General features: G+C 47.8%; 13 protein-coding genes. 3 read left to right on the top strand and 10 right to left on the bottom strand.

Going from position 1 to position 19,226, the window contains the following annotated elements; translation table 11 throughout:
• Nucleotides 1-2 precede the first annotated feature (2 nt).
• The 5 genes from scpB to ACMXI2_RS00410 all read right to left on the bottom strand — a co-directional run bounded on the left by scpB (nt 3) and on the right by ACMXI2_RS00410 (nt 7,790).
• Nucleotides 3-1,241, bottom strand: a complete 1,239-nt coding sequence (gene scpB, locus ACMXI2_RS00430) for an SMC-Scp complex subunit ScpB (RefSeq protein WP_483779778.1) — start codon at nt 1,239-1,241, stop codon at nt 3-5.
• 117 nt (nt 1,242-1,358) lie between these two features.
• Nucleotides 1,359-2,243, bottom strand: coding sequence for an ATP synthase F1 subunit gamma (atpG, locus tag ACMXI2_RS00425; RefSeq protein ID WP_483779777.1), 885 nt, complete (start codon nt 2,241-2,243; stop codon nt 1,359-1,361).
• Between the two features lie 168 nt (nt 2,244-2,411).
• Nucleotides 2,412-2,993, bottom strand: a complete 582-nt coding sequence (locus ACMXI2_RS00420) for a DJ-1/PfpI family protein (protein ID WP_483779776.1) — start codon at nt 2,991-2,993, stop codon at nt 2,412-2,414.
• A 134-nt stretch (nt 2,994-3,127) separates the two neighbouring features.
• Nucleotides 3,128-4,741, bottom strand: a complete 1,614-nt coding sequence (locus ACMXI2_RS00415) for a RagB/SusD family nutrient uptake outer membrane protein (protein WP_483779775.1) — start codon at nt 4,739-4,741, stop codon at nt 3,128-3,130.
• Nucleotides 4,742-4,781: 40 nt separating this feature from the next.
• Entirely contained in the window at nt 4,782-7,790 is a 3,009-nt protein-coding gene (locus ACMXI2_RS00410) for a SusC/RagA family TonB-linked outer membrane protein (protein ID WP_483779774.1), read from the bottom strand.
• Between the two features lie 262 nt (nt 7,791-8,052).
• Here ACMXI2_RS00410 and ACMXI2_RS00405 point away from each other — a divergent pair, with 262 nt between their 5' ends.
• The 3 genes from ACMXI2_RS00405 (at nt 8,053) to ACMXI2_RS00395 (ending at nt 12,041) form a co-directional block, all read left to right on the top strand.
• Nucleotides 8,053-9,420: a 3-keto-disaccharide hydrolase gene (locus tag ACMXI2_RS00405; RefSeq protein WP_483779773.1), complete on the top strand. Its 1,368-nt coding sequence runs from the start codon at nt 8,053-8,055 to the stop codon at nt 9,418-9,420.
• 114 nt (nt 9,421-9,534) lie between these two features.
• Nucleotides 9,535-11,325, top strand: a complete 1,791-nt coding sequence (locus ACMXI2_RS00400; protein WP_483779772.1) for a DUF885 domain-containing protein — start codon at nt 9,535-9,537, stop codon at nt 11,323-11,325.
• A gap of 359 nt (nt 11,326-11,684) precedes the next feature.
• Entirely contained in the window at nt 11,685-12,041 is a 357-nt protein-coding gene (locus ACMXI2_RS00395) for an MmcQ/YjbR family DNA-binding protein (protein ID WP_483779771.1), read from the top strand.
• On the opposite strand, the gene ACMXI2_RS00390 is transcribed toward ACMXI2_RS00395, so the two are convergent.
• The 5 genes from ACMXI2_RS00390 to ACMXI2_RS00370 form a co-directional block, all read right to left on the bottom strand.
• Nucleotides 12,042-12,824: a sulfite exporter TauE/SafE family protein gene (locus tag ACMXI2_RS00390; protein WP_483779770.1), complete on the bottom strand. Its 783-nt coding sequence runs from the start codon at nt 12,822-12,824 to the stop codon at nt 12,042-12,044.
• A 275-nt stretch (nt 12,825-13,099) separates the two neighbouring features.
• Nucleotides 13,100-14,437, bottom strand: coding sequence for a Gfo/Idh/MocA family protein (locus ACMXI2_RS00385; protein WP_483779769.1), 1,338 nt, complete (start codon nt 14,435-14,437; stop codon nt 13,100-13,102).
• Nucleotides 14,438-14,870: 433 nt separating this feature from the next.
• Entirely contained in the window at nt 14,871-16,238 is a 1,368-nt protein-coding gene (locus ACMXI2_RS00380; protein ID WP_483779768.1) for an alkaline phosphatase family protein, read from the bottom strand.
• Between the two features lie 119 nt (nt 16,239-16,357).
• On the bottom strand, nt 16,358-17,569 hold the full coding sequence (gene eboE, locus ACMXI2_RS00375) for a metabolite traffic protein EboE (protein WP_483779767.1): 1,212 nt from the start codon (nt 17,567-17,569) through the stop codon (nt 16,358-16,360).
• The gene (locus ACMXI2_RS00370) at nt 17,569-18,723 is read right to left on the bottom strand and encodes a 3-dehydroquinate synthase (protein ID WP_483779766.1); all 1,155 of its coding nucleotides are present in this window, start codon (nt 18,721-18,723) and stop codon (nt 17,569-17,571) included. The genes eboE and ACMXI2_RS00370 overlap by 1 nt, the downstream gene beginning before the upstream one ends.
• Nucleotides 18,724-19,226 lie beyond the last annotated feature (503 nt).

Here is a 19,226-nt window from a genome sequence, read left to right as displayed (position 1 = left end):
CTTTATTTTTTTCCGGAATTGTCGTCATTTTCATCTTCTTCATCCTCCTCCTCATCATCATCGTCGTCATCATCATCATCATCTTCTTCTTCTTCATCGTCTTCTTCTTCATCATCATCTTCCACACCAGGCCCGCTAACTACCAGCAACTTTTCTCCCAAAATGGCATCTTCCATCATATCATCCGGGTCTTTATCACCATCATCCTCATCTTCTTCCGTATCTTCTTCATTCACTTCTTCCTCATCTTCTTCTTTTTCTTCTTCTCCGGAGATGACATCTTCCACGATACCATCGGGATCTTCATTTTCTTCATCGGGAGTGCGGAGAGCCGTATCTTTTACTGCATAAGGATCTTCGTCCTCTTCCTCTTCATCCGCTTCTGTGGTGCTGGTGTCGCTTTCACTTTCATCTCCGCCGCCGAGGTCTTCGTTCACTTCTTCAATAATATCATCAAAACGCACGATTTCATCATCGGGTTCCACTTCTTCATCTTCAGAGGCGGGGGGTTCTTCTTCAGCGTCCGGGGTGGGTGTAGCCAGGTGATCCAGCTGATGGTCGGGGTCCAGGAGTTCGCCATCTTCTGAAACCATCAGGGAATGAGCGGTTTCAGTTTCGGCGGTGTGGGTGTTGTGTTCTCCCCGGCCGAGGGTAGCTGTATCGTCGGTGATGAGGGTAGGTTGTACCATTTCCTCATCAAATAATTCTTTGAGCTTGGGCAGATCGGCTACGGAGCTGATGCCGAAGTAATCCATAAAGGAACGGGAAACGGCATACAGCAGCGGTTTTCCGGGCTGATCTTCACTACGGCCGGTAATCACGATCAGTTCTTTTTCCAGGAGTTTCTGGATAGAATAATCGGTGCTGACGCCGCGGATATATTCAATTTCACCTTTGGAAATCGGCTGCCGGTAGGCAATGATGGCCAGGGTTTCCAGGGCGGCAGTGGACAGGCGCTTCAGGAATTTATCCCCGTTGAGCTGGGCCACTGTCTGGTAATATTCTTTTTTGGTGAGGAACTGGTAGCCTCCCCCGCTGCTACGTACTTCAAAAGCATAAAACTCAGAGCTGTACTTCTCCCTGATGGCCTCCATAGCGGCTTCCACCTGATCCAGGTTGGTACGGTCTTCCAGAAAAGCCAGTGCGTTATTAAGCAGATCCACTATTTCCAGCAAAGGTAACGGCCGGTCGGCGGCGAAAATTAATGCTTCCACGTGCGGGATGATCTGTGATATTTCCATACGTTAACAGGAGATGTGGATTTACAAAAAAGGTCAAAGACCGAAAATACAGTCTTTGACCCTAATCTGAAAATATTAATTCAGTTGTTGACTTAGTGTTAATAATCCCTTAAACCCTTAGTTCGCTAATGCAGCCGCGCCGCTCACGATTTCTGTCAGCTCAGTGGTAATGGCAGCCTGACGGGCACGGTTATAAGAGATCTTCAGGGAACGGAGCAATTCGCTGGCGTTTTCTGTAGCCTTATCCATTGCAGTCATACGGGCGCCATGCTCAGAAGCGTGGGAATCCAGGATGGCTTTAAAGAACTGGGTGTTCAGGATCTTAGGCATCAGTTCAGCAATCAGGGTGTCTTTTTCAGGTTCAAAGATGAAGTCCGCTTTCAGACCGCTCTTTTCCTTATTTTCTACTTTTGCGATTGGCAGGAACTGTTCTGCTACAAAGATCTGTGTAGCAGCATTTTTGAATTCGCTGTAAACGATTTCAACAGCATCGTAGGTACCATCGGTAAAACCCTGCAGGGCTACTGCAGCCGCTTCTTTCACATGATCAAAGGTCAGACTGCCAAAAAGCTGCCAGAACTTATCATTTACTTTGTAACCGTTCTGTACAAAGTGATCATATCCTTTTTTACCAATAGGTAAGATGTCTACCTGGCCCTGTTCAAACTGTTCAGCATACTTTTCGCGGATCACGCGTTTAGCTGTTTTGATCAGGTTGGAGTTGAAGGCTCCGCACAAACCCCTGTCGGAAGTAATGACCACAATCAGTACTTTTTCAACCTGACGCTGTGCTGCCAGTGGTGTGTCGATATTGCCTTCGCTGTTGGAAACAATATTCTGCAACATTTCCTGGAGCTTTACGGCATATGGACGCATCAGCATGATGGCATCCTGTGCACGTCTTAATTTAGCAGCACTTACCATTTTCATGGCTTTGGTGATCTGCTGACCAGATTGAATAGATTTGATTCGGTTACGAACTTCTTTAAGCTGTCCGGACATATATAAAAATCAATTACGAATTACGAATTATTAATGACCAATGCAGGGATAGCCTCCTGAATTTGGCTGCAAAGGTAAGCAATGGCCGTTTAATTTGAAAATCCGTGGAAAGATTATTTAAACTTTCTTTCTTCCGCTGGTAATCAATTATTTATACATGTCTATGGATTACAGGGTGATACTGGTTCCCAGTACCTGCAGAAACGCTGCGATCCATTGCGGATGAGCCGGCCATGCGGGTGCAGTTACCAGCTTGCCATCTACTACGGCTTCATAAACATTTACAGATACATAAGTGCCTCCGGAAGCGGTTACCTCGGGCGCCACTGCCGGGTAGGCGGTTAGTTTCTTTCCGCGTACCACATCGGCAGCCGTCAGGATCTGGATACCATGACAAACAGCTGCCACCGGTTTATCTTCCATGAAAAAGTGCCTGACCAGCTCCAGTACATTTTTATTCAGCCGCAGGTATTCCGGGGCACGGCCGCCGGCTATTACCAGCGCATCATAATCAGCACCGGCTATATCATTAAAAGTGGCATTCAACACAAACCCATGACCCGGTTTTTCACTGTATGTCTGGTCGCCTTCAAAATCATGGATGGCCGTTTTGATTTTATCGCCCGCCGCTTTATCCGGACAAACCGCGTGTACATCATGACCAATCATCTGCAGCATCTGGAACGGAACCATTGTTTCATAATCTTCTGCGTAATCTCCTGTCAGTAATAATATCTTTTTCTGTGCCATAGAAATGAAAGTTTTATTGCGTTTAAAAAGGCTAATGCTAATGAAGATACGCATTTAGCTTTTAGCAAAAATGCAGCAGGAGATCACAACCATGATCTCCTGCTGCATTTTTTGTTAAAAGAAAGAAGTGATTGTTAATATCCCGGGTTCTGCGGGAACTCATTCACTGTTCTGTCGATCTGATCCTGCGGAATAGGCCTCAGCACATGTGTGGACCTGATATTATCACGGGCGTATTCGTTATGCAGCTTCACCCTTTCCAGCAGCTTATGCGTGCGGGTGAGGTCAAACCAGCGCAATTGTTCTCCCACCAGTTCCCGGCCTCTTTCGTCCAGGATAAAATCGATGGTCATGTCGGCAGCGGTTACGGTCATTGCATCGTGATTAGCCTGTGTTTCAGCAGGCGTAGCGCCAATACGGGCAGATCTCCAGCGGATCATATTTACGAGATCGGCGGCTTCCTGTTTTTTGCCATCCATCATCAGGGCTTCTGCTTCTATCAGGTAAGTTTCTGCGAGACGCATCGCTATAAAAGGTCGTACACCGGAAGCCTGGTTATCCGGACGAAGGGCGTCTGCAAATTTATTCAGGGAAGGATACAGTCTTTCTGTGTATAGTCTTGGTGGCACCAGCATGTAAGGTTTGCTGGCAATCACTGCGTCAGATACATCATAGCCAGGCATGTACACAGCGGTATCGCCCATTTTCAGGTTATCAACGGGTGCATTTGTTTTCCACAGGATAGTGTAGAATTTCTCATAACGCACGTCGTGTACCCTGTCTTTATACAATGTATCGATCAGGAACTTTGTAGGTCTGAAACGTTTCCAGGGCGTGCCGTTGGGCAGATCGCGCTTCATGCCTTTCAGCACATCATACTGCATCAGGAAAAAGCGGGCGGCGTTGTTATCAGGATAGCCATAAAGCGGATCAGTGGTATACTGTGCCGCCCAGATGGTTTCATCATTGTTTTCTTTTCCCTGTGCCCATACCTGTCCTACGTCGGTGAGTAATTTGAACCCGTAGTTTTTAATCACCATGTCGGCATATTTGGCGGCATTGGCATAGTCGCCGGCCTTTGCCTGCGGAGAGGAGGCGCGGGTCAGGTAAACCCTTGCCAGCAGGTGTTCTGCAGCCGGTTTGGTGGCGCGGCCCCATTCTGCCTGGGTAGCAGGCAATTCTGCTTCTGCAGCGAGCAGGTCGTTGATCACGGCATCATAGATGGCGGATACTGAATCGCGGTGCGCTTCTCTTATAATTTCAGCATTTTCGTGCAGGCGTAAGGGTACGGCGCCAAACATCTGCATGAGTACAAAATGATAATGCGCCCGGCAGAACAGCGCTTCTGCCACGCCTTTTTTCTTTGCAGCTTCGTCCAGGTCGGGGATCTTATCGGCCCGGTCTACCACCACGTTACAGGTGTTGATGGTTTGATAAAAACTGTTCCATACTTCCCTTACATGATCGTAGCGGGAATCCAGCTGTGAAGTATACTGACTTGTAAATTTGAAGTTACCATCGGAACCGTTGGTGATAATATCGGTACCGGTTTCAGTGAGCGTCATGCCGCGTTCTGTACTGTAGAAGTTGCGCATAGACACGTAAGAGCCGTTCACGGCTGTTTGAAAGCCGGATCTGGTATTATAAAAGTCATCTGTTACGTTGGTGACAATCTCTTCATCCAGCATTTTATTGCAGGAGGCGGCACCAACGGCCATCAGCATGATGAGAGGAACTATATATTTCATAACGTTTTCTTTTAAAGATGTTTAATCAGGACCAGTTGATTTAAAATTTGGCATTCACTCCGAACTGCAGCATCCAGGTGGCTGGCGCATCAATGCCGATCACATTTACGTCTTCAGGATCAACTCCCTTCCAGGTTTGGCGGTAAGGCGCCAGGATCATTGGATTTTTTACTCCTACGTTTACCCGGAGATCCTGCATACGCATACGTTTCACCACTGCGTCCGAGAAGGCGTAGCTGAGCGTTACGTTCCTGATCTTAAAGAACGAGCCATCAAAATAGCTGAGCGACTGGTAGTTACTGGGTCGTTCCTGGTTGGCATTAGGCCGTGGGAAATCGTTGGTAGGATTGGCCGGTGTGTTATAGTCGATATTCAGGTTATTATAACGGCCAAACAGTGTGTTATAGTTCTGGTAGAAATCACTTTTAATCATACTTCCTATGCGGGCAAAGGCAACGATGGATAATTCAAATCCTTTATAAGAGAAGCGCTGGGTGGTACCTGCGGACCATTTAGGCTGCGGGGAACCCAGGATCTGGCGGTCGTTTTTAGCATCAATGAGGGTATCCTTGTTTACGTCTTCCAGCCTGATTTCACCTGGCTTCAGATTGTACAGTTTTGCCAGCTGGGCATCCTTTTCCTGCCATACACCGATCTTCTTAAAATCGTAGTATACATAGGTAGGCTGACCTACAAACCACGCGTTTCCAACATCGGCAGTTCTGCCATCTCCGAGAGAGAGAATTTTGGACCGGTTCAGGAACATGTTGGCGTCCATTTTCCAGCTGAACCCATTGGGATTATCGATGATAGTGGCGCCTATTCCAAATTCAAAACCGCGGTTCTGGGAAGTACCGAGGTTCATCAGCACTTCATTAAACCCATTGCTGAACGGGAGCGTTTGCGGCATGAGCAGGTCGGTAGTGCGTTGATTGTACCATTCCACCACACCGGTGATACGGCCGTTCAGGAAGCCGAAGTCGAGACCGATATCGGTGGAGGTGGTAGATTCCCAGGTGAGGTTGGGGTTACGCAGATCGAGCGGAACAAAGCCCAGCACACCTTTATTTCCGAAGGAGTAAGGAATCCTGCTCAGGTTACCCTGTGTAGCGTATGGGTTAATACCGGTGTTACCGATGCGGCCAAAGCTGGCGCGCAGTTTCAGGTTATCCAGGACTTGTTGTCCTTTCAGCCATTTTTCGTTTACCATGTTCCATGCTGCTGCAATGGAAGGGAAATAGCCCCATTTTTTACCGGGTGCAAACCGGGACGATCCATCCGCGCGGAGAGTGAGGGTCAGGAGATAGCGGTCGTCATATCCATAGTTCAAGCGGCCCATGTAGGAAAGGATGGTCCAGGAACTAAGGCTGCTGGTTACGCCGGTTACATTGAGCGACTGGCCCAGGTTGTAATATTGCTGTGTTTCTACCGGGATACCTCTTACGTTGGTAGTAGAAACATCTACATTCTGGCGTTGAACGCTGTATAAGCCGGTGAAGCCGATATTATGTTTTTTGATCTCCTTGTTGTAGGTAACTATGTTTTCAATGGTATACGCCATAGTAGAAGCGTTTCCTTTTGAAGCTGTAGCGTCGCCACCGCCAATCAGCAGGTTGGTATTGTTTTTACCCTGGAAAAGGCCATAGTTGTAGTTCTGGATATCCGGGCCTACGTTGAGGCGGTATTTCAGACCGTCTATGATTTCCACTTCTGCAAACAGGCTGGTGAAGATGCGGAAGCGTTTCATTAATTCCACGCGGTTGCCGGGAACATAATCCAGTAATGGGTTAGGTTGCTGGCTATCGCCGGTGGGATAGGTGATAAGCTTTCCGTTGTCGTCGTAGGGAGCGGCGATGGGCAGCATTTTCAGGGCATTGTCTATCCCGTTGTAGGTTTCGCCGTTACGTTCACTGTAGGCGCCTAACAGGGTAGCTCCCACGCGAAAGCGTTCGCCGATCATCTGGTCGATGCCCACATTGAAATTGTAGCGTTCATAGCTTTGCAGTTTCAGCACGCCCTGGTCTTTGAAGTAGCCCAGTCCTACGGTGTATTTTGTTCTGTCTGTACCGCCGGCTACGCTGAGGCCATGATTGGTTTGATATCCCGGGGAGATCATCAGATCCTGCCAGTCTACGTTTGTACCTTTCTGGATATTGGCGTATTCAACGGTGTTAAATATTTTCTTGTCGGATGCGTCGGGGTTGGCATCATCGTATTTACCGATGGTGCGGTTGGCTTCCCGGCGCATTTCAATGAAGCGGTTTGCGTCCATCATGTCGGATTTACCGAGCTGTTGTACATAACCATAGGAGCCGCTGTAGGAAACCACTGGTTTTCCTTCCTTGCCTTTCTGGGTAGTAATGAGTACTACGCCATTGGCGCCCCTGGAGCCATAGATGGCTGTTGCGGAGGCATCTTTCAAAATATCCATCGATTGTATTACTCCCGTACCGATATCGCTGAGGGTACCGGCGTAAGGGATCCCGTCTACTACATAGAGGGGGTCGTTGCCGGCCCTGAGGGAGCGGCTGCCGCGGATACGTACGGTGGGTTCATCTCCGGGTTTGCTGCTGTTGTTGAGCACTTCCACACCGGGAGCGCGGCCCTGCAAGGCTTGCTGCGGATTGGTAACCGGTACATCCTGGATGGCTTTGGCGCCTACAGAGGAAATGGAGCCGGTTACGTCCTTTTTCTTCTGTTGTCCGTACCCTACCACCACAATTTCTTCCAGTTTTTTGCGGTCTTCCGTTAAAATTACGGAAACGATTGCACGACCTTTTACAGTTTCTTCATAAGTGTTAAATCCGATGTAGGTAAATACGAGTACAGCGTTGGCGGCGTCTGTAACCTTGAGCCGGAAATGTCCCTGGGCATCCGACTGGGTGCCTGCATTTTTTCCTTTGACGGAAACTGTTACACCTATCAGTGGTTGCTTCCGGGCGTCGAGGATATTACCTTCCACGGTAATTGGGTTGCCTTGTGCCTGGGTGAGTTGATAGAATAGCAAACATGCTATCATACAGATAAGACGTGAAAAAACTTTTTTCATAACGTAGTTTATAGATTGTAGATAAAGAGTATTGCTTTTTTCGATTTTGGCTGTTGCTACGTGGATACTTCTGGGAGACAAAATAAGATATTTTTACATTGTTGCAATCGTTTGCATGAATATTTTTATTTCTAATTTCGTAAAATCACACACTGGTCAGATTATCATGTGATTAAAAAATAAAAAATAGGATTAATCTTTTGCAATCGGTTGTAAAAATCATTTTCATTGTTTATTTTGGTCACCTTATTCCGTTTAAGTTATGAAAAAGACGATCCTTTTATTTGGCTCCCTGCTGTGTATGTACGGTAGCCTTTTCGCCCAGAAAGCCCAGTGGCAGCAACTTTTCAACGGTAAAGATCTGAAAGGCTGGAAGCAACTCGGGGGTGAAGCAAAATATAATGTGCAGAACGGCGAGATTGTGGGCACCACGGTGATGAATACGCCTAACTCTTTCCTCGCTACTGAAAAAGAGTACGGCGACTTTATCCTGGAGCTGGAATTCAAGCTGGGTAAGGAATTCAACTCCGGTATCCAGTTCCGCAGCCAAAGCCGGGCCGACTACCAGAATGGCCGTGTATTTGGCTACCAGATGGAAATTGACCCGTCTGACCGTAAATGGAGCGGTGGTATTTATGAAGAAGGCCGCAGAGGCTGGCAGTATCCTATGGAACTGAACCCTGCCGGTCAGAACGCCTTCAAAAAAGACGGCTGGAACAAATACCGTATTGAGTGCCGGGGCAACGAAATGCGTACCTGGGTAAATGGCGTACCTACTGCCCACCTGGTAGATACCGCACTGCCAAAGGGTTTCATCGCATTACAGGTGCATAGCATCGGTAAAAATGCTGCAGACGACAACAAAAATATCTACTGGAAAAATGTCCGGCTGATAGAAAATCCGGCTGCTTCCCAGTATTCGCCTTACGACAACATTTACGTTGTAAATAATGTGGATAACACTATCTCCGGCCAGGAAAAGAAAAACGGCTATACCCTGTTATGGGACGGAAAAACCAGCAAAGGCTGGAGGGGCGTGTATAAAAAGAATTTCCCTACCGCCGGCTGGACCATGCAGAATGGAGTGCTTATGATCGGGCATTCCAACGGAGATGAAGAAGGCAGCGGCGGCGACATTGTTACAGAGAAACAATACGGCGCTTTTGAACTGGAATTTACCTTCAAACTCACGCCGGGCGCCAATAGCGGAGTAAAATACTTCGTGAGCGAATCCTATGAAACAGGTGGCAAGTCGGCTATCGGGCTGGAGTACCAGGTACTGGACGACGAAAAGCACCCCGATGCCAAATTAGGACGCGATGGAAACCGTACTTTAGCAAGTCTTTACGACCTCATGACAAGAAAACAGGAAAAACGTGCCATCAACCCTATTGGAGAATGGAACAAAGGTCGTATTATTGTGTATCCAAATAATCACGTAGAACACTGGTTAAATGGATTTAAAGTGTTGGAATATGAGCGTGGCTCCCAGGCTTTCAAGGATCTGGTGGCCATCAGCAAGTATAAAAACTGGAAGAATTTTGGTTTGTGGCCCGAAGGGCACATCCTTTTACAGGATCATGGCAATGAGGTTTCTTTCAAAAGCATCCGAATAAAAATTCTTAAATAATATTTTTTATCTTTTTTTTCATTGTTCACTGTTCTAAATAAGCATTCCGATTCTTCGGAATGCTTTTTTTCTTGGATAAAACGGTAAATTACTACCTGTTCACAACCCATTTATATGAAAATGTTACAACGAAAAGGCTACCTCTTCCTGTCGGGCGCTTTGCTGGTGGCGGCTTGTCAGCAACCCGGCGGTCATGGTAACCCGCAGGCCACGCAGGATTCCCTTCGTAACCTGGCAACACGGTACTACAACGAAAGCATGGCCCTGAACCCGCTACAGGCCACCCAGAACGGGGAAAACCAATACAACGACCAGTTGCCGATAGACATCAGCGACGGTTACCGCGCAAAGGCAGATTCTTTCTATGCCAGCTACCAGCAAGCCATCAAGGGCATTGATACCGCGGCCCTTTCCGGCAACGACCGTATTACCTACGACATGTTGCAACGGGAGTTCGGTATCAACCGGGAAGGGCTCACCTTTCACGATAACCTGATGCCGGTGCAGCAGTTCACCTGCCTGCCGCTTACACTGGCGCAATACGGTTCTGGGTCTTCTGCCCAGCCTTTTAAAACGGTAAAGGACTATCATAACTTCATGCATCGTATGGAGCGCTTTGCCATCTGGACCGACACGGCCATCGCCAATATGCGCAGGGGGATTGCCACCGGCTACGTATTGCCGCAAAGCCTGGTAGTGAAAGTGATTCCGCAGGTAACAGACCTGGCCAAAAAAGATACCGCCAACAACGTATTCTATTCACCGCTGAAAATGATCCCCGATTCGCTGGATGCCGCTACCAAAGCGGGCCTGGTAAAAGATTATACGGCGTCTATTGAAACTTACATCCTACCATCGTTTGCAAAGCTGCGCGACTTCATGCAAAAGGAATACCTGCCTAAAGCCCGCACCAGCAGCGGCATTGGCGCTATTCCGGATGGCAAAGCGTTTTATGCTTTCCTGATAAAAAGCTGGACCACCACCGATCTTACCCCTGAAGAAATTTTTGCTTTGGGAGAAAAAGAAGTGGCCCGGATCCGCGGTGAAATGGAAGAAGTAAAGAACAGCACTGGTTTCAAAGGCGATCTGCCGGCCTTCTTTGCGTCGGTACGTGCAGATAAGAAACTGCGCATCTTTAAAACACCCGCCGCTATCCTGGATTCTTTCAAAGCCATTGAGGACAAGATCATGCCGGGCGTAAAAAAGATGTACGGTCATCTCCCCAAAACAAAATTTGAAATCCGCCAAACCGAAGCATACCGGGCAGCTTCCGCATCTGCAGAATATATGCAGGGCAGCGCAGATGGTACCAGGCCGGGCGTATTTTACGTGCCTATCCTTGATGCCGCCAGCTTTTCGTATACCGGTATGGAATGCCTTTTTTTACACGAGGCTATTCCAGGTCACCATTTCCAGATTTCCCTGCAACAGGAAAACGACTCCCTGCCTAAGTTCCGCCGTTTCTCGTGGGTTGGCGCCTATGGCGAAGGCTACGCCCTGTATTGCGAAAGTTTAGGGAAAGAACTGGGATTATACACGGATCCTTACATGTACTTTGGACGCTTAACGGATGAAATACACCGCGCTATTCGTTTAGTCGTGGATGTTGGTATGCATACCAAAGGCTGGACCCGTGAGCAGGCTATCAAATACATGATGGATAACGAGCCGGTATCCACGCAGGAAGCTACCGCTGAAATTGAGCGTTACATGGCCATTCCCGGCCAGGCGCTGTCCTATAAAATCGGGGAACTGAAGATCCGCGGATTGCGGAACCAGTATACCAAGTCGCTCGGCAACCGGTTCAGCTTATCATCTTTTCATGATGAGTTGTTAAAAGACGGCTGTGTGCCGCTGTCGGTACTGGAGCAAAAAATGTCGCGCTGGGCAGCGGCTCAACCTTAGCAATGCCTTGTCCCGTTTGACTTTCGGCTTGTATTACACCTTCCGGGTGGTAATACAAGCCGAAGCTTTTTTTGGCTGCCAGGGATTAAATTTCGATTAATAAAAAAAGCTATGTTCCCCTGAAATATGCACTGGTCCGGGATAAAAGAATTTTCTGCCGGAAGGCAAAATCATTTTAACATTCATGATTGGGTTTTATTTCCTACTTTTATAGGGCAGTTTCATTCACTATTTACAGTTTAGATTTACGTTAACCACACATACTTCATATTTTAATATGTTAGTCTGTGCCTGTAAACTATTGACACAAGTCGTCCTAAAAAAACGGCCCTAAATAATATTCTTTAAAACCTGCTGCTATGTTTGATCATACCCTTGATCTGTGCCGGTCACTTCCGGCTGTCATCACTGAACAAAAGTGGGACAATGAATTGCGCTTTTATGTAGGCGAAAAATTATTCTGCATGATATCCCTGGATCCGCCTCACCGGGTATCCTTTAAGTGCAGTCAATCGCAGTTTCATCAATTGATTTCAAGACCTGGTATTGTACCGGCTCCTCACCTGGCGCGGTATCACTGGGTACAGCTGAAACAGGAGGATATGCTGCCGGCTACCGAACTGGAAACATTCCTGCAGAACGCCTACGAAATTATAGTAAGCTCCCTGCCGCCATATGAGCAGGAAGTGATCCATAAGATGAAGGCGCATGCCTGATTATTTCCAGATAGTAAAGAAGATATCGTATACCCCAAATACGATAAGGGTAAGTGCAAATAATTTTTCGAGGGCAGGAGTTTTCATTTTCACCGCTGTTTTAGCTCCCAGCCAGGAAGCAGGGAATGCGGTGAGCGACAGCAGCAGCGCGATATTCCAATCTATGTGACCCAGCCACCAGTGCGTTAAAGCGCCGGGTATGGATAAAATAGCCGATAACACTACTGCACAGGCCAGCGCCTGTTTTATGGGCATTTTTAATTTCTTTATAAAGAAAGAGCTGAACAGTATCCCGCCGGCATTTGCCAGCAGCCCTGATAAAAACCCGATAAATAAAGCTGCCACCACTAATTTACCTGCCGGAACATCCTCACTTATTATAGCTGATTCACCAGTTGATTTCCTGCGCAGAAAGGAATACATGAGCGACATGCCCGTGGCCATGATAAAGAGGGCGGTCATGATCATGAGCGTTTTGCCCGGCAGATAGCTGCTGAGCCATGAACCAATAACAGTGGCCGGAACGCCAAAAGCTGCTCCCAGCAGGATCACCCGTTTGTTAAACAACTTTTCCCTGCTATATACAGCCGTGGCAGATAATGTGCTGGTAATAGATGCCGGTAACGGCGATGCCAGTGCAAAAAAAGGATTCACGCCGGCAAAGATCTGCAGAGCCGGTGTGCTGATAGCGCTACCTCCCTTTCCTAATAAACCGGACAAATAGCCTACTACGAGTCCTATCAGCAATACTGACAGGTATTGAGATTGTTGTAAAAATTCCATTCAAATCATTCCTCCGGGAACGCGCAACTTCGTGGTTGGTGTGGTTGGTTATAAAAATTACAGGTAGCTCAAAAGTAGGGGATCATCATTAATTACTGCGATAACTAAAAGTTATGGGGGATAACAAGATATTATATTTATTGTTAGCCTATAAACCCAATAGGAGAAAGGGTTTATAACTTTGTAAAGATAGGAATTCTGAGTAATAGTCAAAGTAATTTTCTTAAAAAATCCTGTTCCTTTGAGGGCTATTACCCAGAACCCGTTTTACTTATTTATGCTTTCGGTGTCCAGCCTTTTTCATATTCCCTTTCCCACATTTTCATGGCTTCCTTATCGTTGAGGATATGACCATTGGAAGGATCGGTATGAAGGATACGGCCGGTGCGTTGCGCGATGTTGCCCAGCAGGCAAAGCAGCGTGCTGCGGTAGCCGATATTGATTTCGGAGTTGAGCGTGGCGTTGCCGCGGATACTTTCCAGGAAGTTGTTGATATGCACGGCATCGTAAAACTCTCCGGCAGGACTAACGGTATTGGTTACACTCTGATTAGGATTAGCGGCCTGTTTTACATCCTTGATCACTTTACCTTTTGTATCGATCAGTTTGTAGCTGTCGCCACCGGAGTTGTACAGGCTGCCGTTTTCACCGAACAGGGTAAATCCGCGGCCACTGCCTTCCAGGTTAAAGGGGCTGCAGCTGCGGCCTTCCCAGGCAATTGCCTTGTTGCCTTCAAACTCGAAGTTCAGGGTTTGCGTGTCCGGCGTTTCCCAATCATCTTTAGGATAGGCATAACGCCCACCGGCAGAAGTAACTTTGGTAGGGAATTCCACATCCATAAACCAACGGAGACAATCCAGTTCGTGGGTAGCGTTGTTGCAGGTTTCGGAAGTGCCCCAGTTCCAGCGCCAGTGCCAGTTGTAGTGAACAATGTTATCGAGGTAATCGCGGCGGGGAGCGGGGCCTTGCCACAGATCCCAGTCGAGCGTAGCCGGCACCGGGATCTTTTTCCCGATACCGATTGGTTCGCGGTTGTTCACATACCATCCGCGGCCATAATACACTTTACCCAATACGTTTTGCTCTTTCACCTCTTTTACTGCCTGCTGGAGGTTAGGCCAGGAACGGCGCTGGTTTCCCATTTGCACCAGGCGGTTGTGTTTTTTTGCTGCTGCCAGCAGGACTTCGCCTTCACCCGGATTGTGGGCACAGGGTTTTTCCACATACACATGTTTACCGGCAGCTGTGGCCATAATGGCCGCGGGAGCGTGCCAGTGGTCCGGGGCCGCCACGATGAGCGCATCAAAATCTTTCCGTTCCAGTAATTTCCGGATGTCCTTAATTACTTCCGGTTTGCGGTTTTGCGCTCCGGCAATGGCCTTGAGCCCTTTGGCGATAGCGCCGTCTTCCACATCGCAAACGTAGCCTATTTCAGCTCCGGGTAGTTTTGCTGCACATTGTGCCAGCCAGTTACCCCTGGAGTTAACGCCCATTACTCCCAGTACCAATTTGTTGCTGGGGGCATTTTTCCCAAATACAGGGAAATTAAGGATCGTTAATCCTGCTCCCAATCCGGCCATGCTACCGGTTTTGAGAAAATCTCTTCTTTCCATAACGGTGATATTATTTATTCGTTTCAATCGGTTGCATGAATGTAGAAAAATAAATCAGTGATAGGTAGTTTTTTTGATGAGAGGACGCGGGTTTTGTCTTTCCCAGGATTACGCTGATTATACTGATTTTACTTTTTTGATTTTTTCAGATGGATTTTTAGGAGATTTTTATGGATGATGCATAGACAGGCATTACGAGGTGGACCTACTGTTGACATGAAGCAAAGTGGTATATACTATGCTTAGCCCATGCTTAGCCCATACTTAGGACATGCAGTAAACCTGGAGTTGATGTGGAGGTGATGTGGACTTGATGTGGACTTGATCGGTAACTAATTGATAGCCATTTCGTTACAGGCACTTTTTCCAGGCTACTTACACACTCCCGATAGTCGTAACCAAATGACTGTGAAGAAGTTACTCCAACGAAGGATTATTCCCCTGTCAGCTGGTTCCAGATGACGCTATACACATCGGTTGCCTGTAGCTTCGGCTGGGGGATAGGTTGGGAACTGATCACCACCGGGTGATAGGCGGGGTTTTCTTCAATCCTGCCGTGAGAACCTTTGATGAGGGTGGCATCGAGCGGGATGACATTCATCAGGTAGCGGAAACCCAGCTTCTTTTTGAGCAATTTTCCTGCCGCTTTCAGCTTGATAAGCGGATCAGCGGGGTTCATGAACATCTCCACGGGGTCATAACCTGGTTTACGGAAGATATCCACAATCCTGGCGAAATCGGGGGCTTTGTTATCATCCATCCAGTAGTAGTAGGTAAACCAGCTATTGGCATCAGCTACGGCAATGAGATCGCCGCTGCGGCTGTGATGAAGATGGTGTTCACGTTTGCCTTCCCTGTCCAGCACCAGTTGTACACCTGGCGCCTTTTCCAGGATGGAGCGTACTTTTTTATAGCAGGAGGGATCGTTGATATAGATATGCGCGATCTGGTGATCTGCTACGGCGAAAGCTTTGGAGGCGCCGGCATCCAGCAGTTCCAGGCCGTTTTCCACACGCAGGGCCAGCAGCCCTTCTGCCCGCAGTATCCTGTTGAGATGCACCGGGTTATTCACATTGGTAATGCCGTATTCCGATAATACAATGGGATCGCAGTTCTTTTGTTGATAGTAGGTAATCAGCTGTTTGCATACCGCATCTATTTCGGCCAGTTCTTTTGCATTTTTTACCGGGTCCTGTCCAAATTTCTGCAGGCAGTAATCGAGGTGAGGGAGGTAAATAAACGTAAGGGTGGGATCGTATAGCTTATCGGTGAGGATAGACGCATCAGCGATCCATTGGCTCGACTTTATACTGGCTGTTGGGCCCCAGTAATTAAACAGGGGGAACCTTCCCAGTTGTTCGGTGAGATAATCCCGGAGTGTAGATGGCGAAGTGTAGCAATCGGGCACTTTACGGCCATCGGAAAGATAGTTGGGACGGGGAGTAAGCGAGTAATCCACATTAGCGTACATATTGTACCACCAGCACATCTGCGAGCAGGTAAAGGAAGGATCCAGTTTCCTGGCGTGATCCCATATTTTGGGGGCATCTACCAGTTTGTTGGATTGTTTCCAGAACTTAACTTCCGCATCGGTTCTGTCGTACCAGCCATTGCCTACTATTCCATGCTCACTGGGCCATTCTCCGGTAAGGTACGTGCTCTGTACAGCCGTGGTCACCGCAGGTAACATAGGCGTTACGGTGGCCAGGTGCCGCTGTTGTGTATAAGCCTTTAAAAAAGGCAGGTACTCCAGCAAAGAAGAGGAGAGCCCTACTACATCGATTACTACTGTCTTTCTCATATATTCAATCGCCGTTACAATTCCGGCATAAAGCTATAATACCGGCGGCACAATTCCAAGATTGGGCGCCTTACCGGTGTTTACCCGGATAACGGGGAGCGGCAAGCTGCAAAGATAGCTTATAGCTGTTCCCTGATCCAGTTCAGCTCACGGGAAACGGATAAAGACATTTCCTGTTTCAGGGCGGGTGGTAATACGTCCCAGGTGTATGTTTCCGCCTCCATGTGCTGTGTAAAAGGATGCTCCCGTTGCAGGGCCAGTACTTGTTTTATGTCTTCCTGCGTAGATTGCAATACACCGAATTTATCCAGGAACACGGGCACATGAAAATGTGAGCGCCACTCTGTAACAGCTGTATTGTCTTCATCTGCCAGCGCTTCGGGCAGGTCGGGATAGTGAATAAAGGTGCCGTCCTTTCTTTTAGCGATTACCTGGTGCAGGTATACCGGCTCATTAAATTTACGGAAGGCATCTGTTACTTCCCGGCGTGCGCTGATATCCGCCGGCATGTCTGCTTTCAGCGCGGCGCTGATCTGCAGTTTACCGATCTTCAATCCATGATGCTGCATACGTTCTATCACCCGGTGCGGCGCTTCGTATACCAGTGCAAAATGGCAAACGTCGTAACACAGCTGAATATGTGTTTTGATGATGTCGGCTGCTGCCTGGTCATCTTCTATATTAAATTTCTCTTTGATAAACGGGATACCGGCAGGCAGTAAATTTTCGAAATACCAGCTGATATACTCGCTGGTATTTTCCATCATGCCATCGGGTTCCGGCTCAATATCGAGGTGCATCAAAGGGCCTCCGCTACGGTGTGTGCGCACCAGTTGTTCCAGCACCAGCAACATATTCAGCGTGGCGCTTTCTGTGTAGGAATTTTTATCTTCTTCACAGCGGTTGCACCAGTGTTTATATCCGAGCGGATTGGTAGAAATACCTCCTTCCATACCTTCCGGCAGCAAAGCTGCGAGGATCCTGAACAGGCGGATGGTATAAGCCACACGGTCGGCGCTGGTCCAGTCGGGTGCATGTACCTGGTCTTTTACCACTACGTTGTGGAAGCCGCCATAAGGAAAACCATTCATCGTAAACACGTAGCAGTCTTCTTCCCTGAGCCATTGCTGAAACGCTTTCAAAGGCGCTTCCTTGCTCAGTTCCAGGCTGGCGGTGTTGGCCAGTCGTAATCCTATTCCAAATGGTTTATCCGGAGATACCTGTTGTTTAATGGCAGGTATAAATTTTTTGAGTTGCGCAAAGTGATCGTCCCAGTTTTCACCGGGATGAATATTTGTGCAGTAGGTAAGATGTCCTGCAGCTGTTTTCATTACTGATTATTTTTGCAGATATCTACTGCTTTATATAATAAGTGAAGGTCCATTTCATGCACTTCTTCTCCTTTTCCTACTGCGCGCAGCAGGGAAATTGTTAAGCGGCCGCCAAGATGTTCACGGAATTCTTCCAGTCCGGCTATCACCGGGGAAGGTTTACCATCCTGCATTTCCAGCAAAGGATGCCACACCGGCAGTTTCATATTTTTTAATACGGTAAGAATGCGGTGCATATCTGCTTCCGGGAGCCATCCTAACAGGAGCGAGTATACGCTATCTACCGCAATACCGATAGACACGGCTTCTCCATGACGTAATTCAAAATTGGTGAGTTGTTCCAGTTTATGCGCGCTCCAGTGGCCAAAATCAAGCGGACGGGAGGAGCCGCTTTCAAACGGATCACCGGCGCCGCCGATATGCTGAATATGCAGTTCGGCGCAGCGGTAAATCAGGTAGTGCATAGCAGCCATGTCGCCGGCGGTTAATGCCACGGCATCCTGTTCAATGCGGTTAAAGAAAGCGGCGTCTTTAATAAGGGCCACTTTCACGGCTTCCACCATGCCGGAGCGCCAGTCGCGCGGGTTGAGGGTGGTTAAAAATACCGGGTCATTGAATACAGCGGCCGGTGGCGCGAAGGAACCGAGGAAATTTTTCTTCCCCTTATAGTTTACGCCATTTTTCACGCCTACGCCGGAATCGTTTTGCGACAGCACAGTAGTTGGAATCCTGATATGTTTCACGCCGCGGTGTGAGATAGCGGCGGCAAATCCTACCAGATCGAGCAGGGAACCTCCGCCAATGCCTATTACATAGGAATGGCGGTCGATGCCATACTTATCAATGGCATCCACCAGGCTGAAAAGCAGGGGCAGATCATTTTTTACCCCTTCGCCTCCGGCGATCGTGATAATTTCAGGGGCCAGCTGAAAGCCGCGCACCTGCTGAAAATAGCGATTGATCTGTTGGGTTAGGTCCGGGTGGTGCGTTGCTACGCCCCCATCCAGGATCACGAGTAATTTCTTAACGTATGCACTCTCTGCTTTTGATTCCAGGAAGGTAGCTAAACAGGTGTTGGCAGGATCGAATAAGTGGCTGCTAAAGAAAACACCGTAAGAGAAGTTGACATCGAAGTTTTGTTGAATATATTCCATGGCTAAATCCGCATCATCTGACTAAAAAAAACTATAGCCTTTAAAAGTACATAGAAAAACGTGATTTTTTACAAAGAAAAAGGCCCCGGGAACGGAGCCTGTTTTTTTGGGGTTAGTCTGTAGAATCAATTTATCGGTATGCAAAGAAATCTGTTTTAAAGGGTTTAAGCTACGGTATAAACCATTATTTTATAAATTGCGTAGTTCTACCTATGTGTTCAAACTATCTGAAAATGCCTTACCAGCAAGCATTTTACGTAATTTTTCCCATATCCTGATCCGCTCCTGCTTCCGTTCATCCCATACGCTGTTGCGTTTTAAAACAGAAATACAGAACTTTATGCCGCTGTAGAAATGAACGACGGTTTCACAGTCTGAGAATTAAATTGTTTGACCAAAAAAGAAACATGGGAGGCCCATGTTGTTAACCCTGTAACATCGGTTGTATTTCACATCTTTTGTTGCATGCTGAGCATTTGTCAACGCGCTGCGATGGCAGGCAA

The organism is Chitinophaga sp. G7 BAM 1005, from assembly GCF_057126945.1.
Note: the sequence above shows the minus strand (reverse complement) of the source record. Positions and strands in the feature narration are given on the sequence as shown.

Excerpts from the sequence above, each read along its gene's own strand:
- scpB (WP_483779778.1), bottom strand. The coding sequence starts at position 1,241 with ATGGAAATATCACAGATCATCCCGCACGTGGAAGCATTAATTTTCGCC.
- atpG (WP_483779777.1), bottom strand. The coding sequence starts at position 2,243 with ATGTCCGGACAGCTTAAAGAAGTTCGTAACCGAATCAAATCTATTCAA.
- ACMXI2_RS00420 (WP_483779776.1), bottom strand. The coding sequence starts at position 2,993 with ATGGCACAGAAAAAGATATTATTACTGACAGGAGATTACGCAGAAGAT.
- ACMXI2_RS00415 (WP_483779775.1), bottom strand. The coding sequence starts at position 4,741 with ATGAAATATATAGTTCCTCTCATCATGCTGATGGCCGTTGGTGCCGCC.
- ACMXI2_RS00410 (WP_483779774.1), bottom strand. The coding sequence starts at position 7,790 with ATGAAAAAAGTTTTTTCACGTCTTATCTGTATGATAGCATGTTTGCTA.
- ACMXI2_RS00405 (WP_483779773.1), top strand. The coding sequence starts at position 8,053 with ATGAAAAAGACGATCCTTTTATTTGGCTCCCTGCTGTGTATGTACGGT.
- ACMXI2_RS00400 (WP_483779772.1), top strand. The coding sequence starts at position 9,535 with ATGAAAATGTTACAACGAAAAGGCTACCTCTTCCTGTCGGGCGCTTTG.
- ACMXI2_RS00395 (WP_483779771.1), top strand. The coding sequence starts at position 11,685 with ATGTTTGATCATACCCTTGATCTGTGCCGGTCACTTCCGGCTGTCATC.
- ACMXI2_RS00390 (WP_483779770.1), bottom strand. The coding sequence starts at position 12,824 with ATGGAATTTTTACAACAATCTCAATACCTGTCAGTATTGCTGATAGGA.
- ACMXI2_RS00385 (WP_483779769.1), bottom strand. The coding sequence starts at position 14,437 with ATGGAAAGAAGAGATTTTCTCAAAACCGGTAGCATGGCCGGATTGGGA.
- ACMXI2_RS00380 (WP_483779768.1), bottom strand. The coding sequence starts at position 16,238 with ATGAGAAAGACAGTAGTAATCGATGTAGTAGGGCTCTCCTCTTCTTTG.
- eboE (WP_483779767.1), bottom strand. The coding sequence starts at position 17,569 with ATGAAAACAGCTGCAGGACATCTTACCTACTGCACAAATATTCATCCC.
- ACMXI2_RS00370 (WP_483779766.1), bottom strand. The coding sequence starts at position 18,723 with ATGGAATATATTCAACAAAACTTCGATGTCAACTTCTCTTACGGTGTT.